Source organism: Kitasatospora sp. NPDC056783 (assembly GCF_042789895.1).
In the GTDB taxonomy this organism is placed as follows: Bacteria; Actinomycetota; Actinomycetes; order Streptomycetales; family Streptomycetaceae; genus Kitasatospora.
In genome coordinates, this window is sequence record NZ_JBHUAF010000434.1 from 1 (window position 1) to 6,956 (window position 6,956).

Sequence of the window (6,956 nt, forward strand, 5' to 3'; positions counted from 1 at the left end):
GATGCGGACCGATCAGGTCCAGTCCTGGTGCTCCGGGATGGTGGGGGTCGCGGCCGGGGTGGCGGTGTCGGTCGCGGCGGAGAGCGGGCCGACCGGGGACGCGTCGGTGGCGGTGGCGATGCCGACGAGGGCGGTGACGCCCAGGGCCGCGACGACAACCTGCTTCGCGAGGTTCGCACCGAAGAGTCGCATTTCCACCGTTTCCTGTCTGTCCGTCCCTGTTCCCTGCTGACGAGGAAGACATTAGGAAGACGCGGCTTCGAGCTCTTATCGCTCTGTTATGGATTCCGGCCGCGGGCGATATCGGGCCTGGCAGGCGCCTGTATTCGCAAGTCGGAGGGGGTGGGTGCGGGCCGTCAGGCGGACATCGCCGGGACCTTGACGGCGTGTTCGGCGGGGTGCCGGATATCGTCCAGCACCGCGTTGCCGTAGATGTCCTGGACCCAGTTGGTCTGGTAGACGGTGTCGAGATAGCGCTCGCCGAGGTCGGGTGAGAGGGTCACCGCCGTCAGCCGGCCCTCCGGGTCGTGCTCGGCCAGCCAGGCGGCTGCCCCCGCGACAGCCGTGCCGGTCGAGCCGCCGAAGAGGAAGCCCCGGGCGGCCAGCCGGTGGCACATCCGGACGGTGTCCACCTCCTCGACGATCCGCACGTCGTCCACGTACGCCTCGTCGAGCATGGCGGGCCGGACCCCGGAGCCGAGGCCGGGGATCCAGCGCGGTGCCGCCGGTCCGCCGAAGCTGACCGAGCCGGCGCTGTCGACGGCGACGATCCGCACCCCGGGCCGGTGCTCCTTGAACCAGCGGGCGCAGCCCATCAGGGTGCCGGTGGTGCCGGCGCCCACGAAGAGCACGTCGAGGTCGGGGAAGCTCTCGGCGATCGCCGGGGCCGTCCAGCGGTGGTGGGCGCCCCAGTTCTCCGGGTTCTGGTACTGGTTCAGCCAGACGTAGCGGTCGTCGCTGTCCAGGAGCCGCCGGACGTGGTCGAGTCGGGCGCCGAGCAGGCCGGTGACCGGGTCGGCCTCGGTGACGGTGTGCACCCGGGCGCCGAAGACCTCCATCAGCCGTCTCGCGCCGAGGTTGCACCGGGAGTCGGTGACGCAGAGGAACTGGTAGCCCATGCTGGCGGCCATCAGGCTGAGTGCCACGCCCAGGTTGCCGGAGGACGACTCCACCAGCACGGAATCCGGTCGCAGCCGGCCCGCCCGCTCGGCGGCCTCGATCATCGAGACCGCGGCCTTCTGCTTGATCGAGCCGGCGAAGTTCATGCCTTCGCACTTGAGGTAGAGCGGCACACCCAGGCTCGCTCGCAGGTCGACGAAGAGGTCGTGCTCGTTGAACTGGTGCGGAGCCGAGATGATCGGCATCGGTGCCTCCCGGGCAGTGGCGGGGTTGAGCGCGAGGGTGGGGGGTGTGGGGGCGGGTCGTGCCGGGGTGGGGCCGTTACCCGAGGAGGGCGCCCGGCGGGTGGGGGCGCACCGTCGAGGAGCCGGGCCGGTTCAGCCGTGGCGGCGCAGTTCGTGGAAGAAGCCGGGGACGACGGTCAGGTCGCCGGAGGCCCGGACCGAGTCCAGGACGTGCTTGCCGACGGCGAGGTCGAGCACCCCGAGGCCGAACGGGGAGAAGATCACCGGGCGGTCGGCCGGCACCCGGACCCGTCCGGTCAGCACGTCGTGGAGCGTGCCGTCGACGAAGTCGCGGTGGCCCAGCCGCTGTTCGGTCAGGTGCAGCGAGGTGTCGGCCTTCAGGCAGTGCTCGACATCGTCGGTGATGTTGGTGGCGGCGAGGATCACCTCGGGCGAGAGGTCGCGCAGCGAGACGTGCAGGACCAGCGGGTTGTGCGAGAACCACGCGGGGTCGTGGACGTGCGGGGTGCCCGCGATGGTCGCGAAGACCATCAGGTCGCTGTCGCGGATCAGCGACTCGGCGCTGTCGTGGACGGTGACCGCGCCGGTGCCCCCGGCCTGCTCCAGGTAGCCGGCGAAGCCTGCGGCGGACTCGGCGGACAGGTCGTGCACCCCGGAGGCCTCGAAGGTCCAGCCGGTGCCCGCGAGGTAGGTGTGGAGGTAGCGGGCGATCAGGCCGGTGCCGATGAAGCCGACCCGGCGCGGGCGCGTGCCCCGGTCCTCGGCGAGCCGGGTGGCGGCCAGCGCGGCCGAGGCGGCGGTGCGGGCGGCGCTGATGATCGAGCTCTCCAGGCAGGCGATCGGGTAGCCGGTCTCGTGGTCGTTGAGGATCAGCACCGCGGAGGCGCGGGGGATGCCGGCCGCGACGTTCTCGGGGAACGAGGAGATCCACTTCAGTCCGTCGACCGCGACGTCGCCGCCGATCGAGGCGGGCAGCGCGATGATGCGCGAGCTCGGCTTGTCGGGGAACTTCAGGAAGTAGGACGGCGGGTTGACCGTCAGGCCCTCGCCGTGAATGCGGTAGGCCTGCTCGACGATGTCGACGACCTCCTTCTGACGGCCGTCGAGGACGCTGCTGACCTGAGCGCCCGAAATGACGGCGAACGGCGGGACGGTGCTGCTGCTGGACATATCCGGCTCCAATAGTCGGGCTTTCTCGGTTCTTCGCTCCGGCCATTGAAAGATATGCATCGGGCCTAGCAGGAAACCATATCCGAACCATCAATTCCACATATTTCCGGAAGGGAATGCGGGGGTAAAGGAAAAGCCCTGCTCCGGACATCCGGGTGGATGTCCGGAGCAGGGCTCGGACGGTTCGGGGCTCGGACGGGCGGGCCCGCTGTCAGGGGGCCGCCAGCTCCTCCTCGGCCAGTTCCAGGTCCCGCTTGGCGCCGGCCGTGCGGAACAGGTCGGCCGCCCGGGTCAGCCGATCCCGGGCCTCCCCGGACCGGCCCAGCGTGCGCGCCGCCCGTCCGAGCGCCGCGCCGATCCGGCCCTCGGCGACCATGTTCCCGGCCCGGCGGGCCACGTCCAGGCCCTCCAGCAGCTCGGCGTGCGCCTCGGCGGCCAGGCCGCGCCGCAGCAACGTCTCGCCCAGGCCCAGCCGGGCGTAGACGGTGCCCAGCAGGTCCTCCTTGGCCGTCACGATCCGGACCACCGCGTGCAGTCGGCGCTCCGCCTCCTCGAACCGGCCGAGTGCCAGCAGGGCGCGGCCGAGCCGGTAGAGGGCCTGGGCGGTGCCCCTGGTCTCGCCGACCCGCTCGGCGACGGCCACCGCGCCCTCGGCGTAGACCAGGGCCTCCTCGGGCCGGCCGAGGTCCAGCTCGCCCTGGGCCAGGTAGCCGAGCACATGGGCTTCGGAGGAGAGGTCGCCCGCCGCCCGGAACAGCTCCACGGCCTCCTTCAGCCGTACCGCGGCCGAGGAGAGGTCGCCCTGGGTGCGGTCCAGCACGGCCAGCGAGCGCAGCGCCAGGCCCCGGCCGTGGTCCTCGCCGGCCTGCTCGAACTTGGCCAGGGCCTGGGACAGCAGGTCGGTGGCCTCCGTGACGTGCCGGGAGCGGATCCAGGACCCGCCCAGCGACTCCAGCGTGGCGGCCTCGCCGCGGAGGTTTCCGGCCGCCCTGGTCGCCGCCAGGGCGCGTTCGCAGCAGTACTGCCAGTCCTCCAGGTAGTCCCGGGTCTCGAACAGCACGGAGGCGCAGCCGGCCAGGTCCCAGGCCAGCTCGTCCATGCCCAGCCCGGCGGCCTGGTCGACCGCGGCGATCAGCGACAGCCGCTCGGCCTCGAACCACTCCAGCGGGGTGGCCGTCAGCTCGTCGAGCAGCGGCTCGTCCACCGGGTAGCGCGGGGTGGAGCCGTGGATCAGCGAGTAGTCCCCGCCGTACTCCTGGCGGTGGGCCCGCTCGGCGACGGTCAGGTAGCCGCGCAGCGCGCGGTCCAGGCTCGCGGCCCGGTCCTCCTCGGTCTCCTCCTGCCGGGCCCGTTCGGCGGCGAACAGCCGCAGCAGGTTCTGCATCCGGAAGCGCAGCTGGCCGGTGCCGTCGGTGCCGGTGACCTCCAGCAGCTGGACGTCGACCAGGTGCTCCAGCAGCCGTTCGGCTTCGAAGGGGTGGGCGTCGACCAGTGCGGCGGCCGTCCAGACCGTGACGTCGGGCGCCGCGAGCAGGGCCAGCCGGCGGTACAGCTGCGCCGCGTCCGGCGCCAGGTAGCGGTAGCTGAGCGCGAAGCCGGCCCGGACCTGCGACTCGCCCTGGCTGAGTTCGTCCAGCCGGCGCCGTTCGTCGGCCAGCCGGGCCACCAGGTGCCGGACGCTCCAGTGCGCCTTCGAGGCCAGCCGGGCCGCGGCGATCCGCAGCGCCAGCGGCAGCCGGTCGCACAGTTCGGCGAGCCGTTCGGCCTGCTCCGGGTCGGCGGCGATCCGGTCCTCGGGCACGATCCGGTTCAGCAGCTCGACCGCCTCCGCGGGCGGCAGCACGCCGAGCTGGACGCGCACCGCGCCGTACCGGAGCAGCAGCTGCTCCATCGGCTCCCGGCTGGTGACGATGACGCAGCACTGCCCGGTGCCGGGCAGCAGGGGGTGGATCTGCCCGACTGTGCGGGCGTTGTCCAGCACCACCAGGACCCGGCGGTCGGCCAGCATGCTGCGGTACAGCTCGGTGCGTTCGCCGGTGTCGGCCGGGATCTGCTCGCTCGGCACGCCGAGGGCGCGCAGGAAGCGGCTCAGCACGTCGGCGGCCGAGGTCGGCTCGTGGGTCTCGTCGTGGCCGCACAGGTCGACGTAGAGCCGGCCGTCCGGGAAGTGGCCGGAGGCGCGGTGGGCCCAGTGCACCGCGAGGCCGGTCTTGCCGACCCCGGCGACGCCGGTGATCAGGCCGATGCCGGGCGGCTGCTCCTCGGACCGGCCCTCGACGAGCCGGTCGAGCAGCGCCGTCTCGGCGCCCCGGCCGGTGAAGGCCGGGACGTTGGGCGGCAGGAAGGACGGGGTGGGGCGGGTGTCGGCGGCCGGGGGCGGCGGCGCGGCCTCTTCGAGGGGCTCCGGTGCCGGGGCGTCGGGGAGGCTGAGCGCCGGGTCGTCGCGCAGGATCGCGTCGTGCAGCTGGATCAGCGGGGTGCCGGGCTCCAGCCCCAGTTCGTCGATGAACTGCCGGCGGCCCTCGCGGAAGGTCTCCATGGCCTCCGCGCGCCGCCCGGCCCGGTACTGGGCCAGCATCAGGGACTGCCGGGCGCGCTCGCGCAGCGGGTGCTCGCGCACCACCGCGGTCAGCGTGCCGATCACGTCCAGGTGCCGGCCGAGCGCGAGCTGGAGCTCGACGGCGGCCTCGTAGCAGGCCAGCCGCACCTCCTCCAGCCGGCCCGCCTCGTCCTCGACCGGACGGCCGGTGACCCCTTCCAGCACCGGCCCGCGCCACAGTCCGAGCGCGCGTTCGTACAGCTCGGCGGCCTCGGCCGTGTGCCGCTGCCCGGCGGCCTGCTCGGCCTCCTGTGCCAGGCGCTGGAAGGCCGGCAGGTCGATGCGGTGCCCGCGGGTGTTGAACTGGTATCCCGGGTGGACGGTGGCGATGAGTTCGTCGCCGCAGCCCTCCGCGCGGAAGATCTTGCGCAATCCCGCTATGCAGATGGCCACTTGGGTGCGGGCGGTGGCCGGTGGAACTCCCTGCCAGACCGCCTCGACCATCGCGTCCACCGAGACGACGGAATCGGGCGAAAGGAGCAGCAGGGCGAGAATGGTGCGTTGGCGAGGGCCGCCGATGGCAATGCGCCGGCCGTCCACGGCGACCGATAGTGGGCCAAGTAGTCCGAATTCGATCTGAACGTCCAACCGATCCCCCGTGTGTCGGATGCCCTCCCCCCGCGTGTCGACGACGTCCTGTCACCGCGGAGTTACGGCCACCCCTCCCCCTATCGCGCAATCGGTCACAGTACCGCCCCCGACGCCGGGGCGCTCCCCCCCTCGGCCGGAGCTTTTTCTGACATGATCACGGAAATAGGCGATATGGGCCGGATAGGGACGACGGATGGGGCCGGGATGGACCGGCCGCCGACAGTGGGAGGCGGTGAGACCCGACTACTGGAGGTGGCGACCCGCATGGGCGTGGAGCAGAACTGGAATCCGGCCGAGATCGGCCCCGCGGACGCCGGGACCGAGGCCACTCCCGACGGTCTGACCGAGTACCTCAAGGGCCTGAACCACGACCTGGGCGAGCTGCTCACCCGGGAGAAGGCCCTGGTCTTCCGGGGCTTCCACGTCACCCCGGACACCCTCGGCGCGGTCTACGACCTGCTGCTGCCGAACCGGCTGGCCTACGTGCACGGCAACTCGCCGCGCACCAAGGTCGGGCAGAACGTGTACACCTCGACGGAGTACCCGCAGGAGTTCACCATCTCGATGCACAACGAGATGTCGTACGCCCACGCCTGGCCCGCCCGCCTGGCGTTCTACTGCGAGACCGCCCCGGAGACCGGCGGCGCGACCCCGCTGGTGGACGGCGCGCGCTGGCTGGCGTCGCTCGACCCGGAGCTGCGCGAGGCCTTCGCCGGCGGGGTGCGCTACCTCCAGAACCTGCACGACGGCTACGGCTTCGGCAAGAGCTGGCAGCAGACCTTCGAGACCGACAGCCGCGAGGACGTCGAGGCCTTCCTGGCCGGCACCGAGGCGGTCTGGGAGTGGCGAAAGGACGGCGGCCTGCGGGTCGCCCAGCTGCGCCCCGCCACCACCCGCCACCCGGTCACCGGCGCCGAGGTGTGGTTCAACCAGGCCGACCAGTGGCACCCGGCCGGGCTCGGCGACGACACCGCCGCCCGGCTGGCCGCCGTCCTCGCGCCGGAGGACCTGCCGCAGTCCGTCACCCTGGCGGACGGCTCGCCGATCCCGGCCGAGTGGGTCGAGCAGATCCGCGACCGGGGCCTGGCGGCCGCGGTGGACGTCGACTGGCACCGGGGCGACGTGCTGCTGATCGACAACCTCCTGGTCGGCCACGGCCGCCGCCCGTTCACCGGCCCCCGCCGGGTGCTGGTCGCGATGTCGGACTGAACCCGGACGCGAAGGAGCCGGCC

General features: G+C 72.6%; 5 protein-coding genes. 1 reads left to right on the forward strand and 4 read right to left on the reverse strand.

The genetic code is table 11. The annotated features are described in order from the left end of the window. Window positions 1–12: 12 nt before the first annotated feature. The 4 genes from ACFRMQ_RS36000 to ACFRMQ_RS36015 all read right to left on the reverse strand — a co-directional run bounded on the left by ACFRMQ_RS36000 (window position 13) and on the right by ACFRMQ_RS36015 (window position 5,673). On the reverse strand, window positions 13–192 hold the full coding sequence (locus tag ACFRMQ_RS36000; protein WP_380735034.1) for a hypothetical protein: 180 nt from the start codon (window positions 190–192) through the stop codon (window positions 13–15). Window positions 193–356: 164 nt separating this feature from the next. Further along, complete coding sequence (sbnA, locus tag ACFRMQ_RS36005; RefSeq protein ID WP_380735035.1) at window positions 357–1,364, reverse strand: 2,3-diaminopropionate biosynthesis protein SbnA; 1,008 nt, start codon at window positions 1,362–1,364, stop codon at window positions 357–359. 132 nt (window positions 1,365–1,496) lie between these two features. After that, on the reverse strand, window positions 1,497–2,534 hold the full coding sequence (gene sbnB / locus ACFRMQ_RS36010; protein ID WP_380735036.1) for a 2,3-diaminopropionate biosynthesis protein SbnB: 1,038 nt from the start codon (window positions 2,532–2,534) through the stop codon (window positions 1,497–1,499). A 211-nt stretch (window positions 2,535–2,745) separates the two neighbouring features. After that, window positions 2,746–5,673 (reverse strand): BTAD domain-containing putative transcriptional regulator, encoded by a 2,928-nt coding sequence (locus ACFRMQ_RS36015; RefSeq protein ID WP_380735037.1) that lies wholly within the window; start codon window positions 5,671–5,673, stop codon window positions 2,746–2,748. A gap of 315 nt (window positions 5,674–5,988) precedes the next feature. Here ACFRMQ_RS36015 and ACFRMQ_RS36020 point away from each other — a divergent pair, with 315 nt between their 5' ends. Further along, a complete protein-coding gene (locus ACFRMQ_RS36020; protein ID WP_380735038.1) occupies window positions 5,989–6,933 on the forward strand; it encodes a TauD/TfdA family dioxygenase in 945 nt (314 codons plus the stop codon). Window positions 6,934–6,956 lie beyond the last annotated feature (23 nt).

Coding starts and splice junctions, on each gene's coding strand:
- ACFRMQ_RS36000 (WP_380735034.1), bottom strand. CDS start 192: ATGCGACTCTTCGGTGCGAACCTCGCGAAGCAGGTTGTCGTCGCGGCC.
- sbnA (WP_380735035.1), bottom strand. CDS start 1,364: ATGCCGATCATCTCGGCTCCGCACCAGTTCAACGAGCACGACCTCTTC.
- sbnB (WP_380735036.1), bottom strand. CDS start 2,534: ATGTCCAGCAGCAGCACCGTCCCGCCGTTCGCCGTCATTTCGGGCGCT.
- ACFRMQ_RS36020 (WP_380735038.1), top strand. CDS start 5,989: ATGGGCGTGGAGCAGAACTGGAATCCGGCCGAGATCGGCCCCGCGGAC.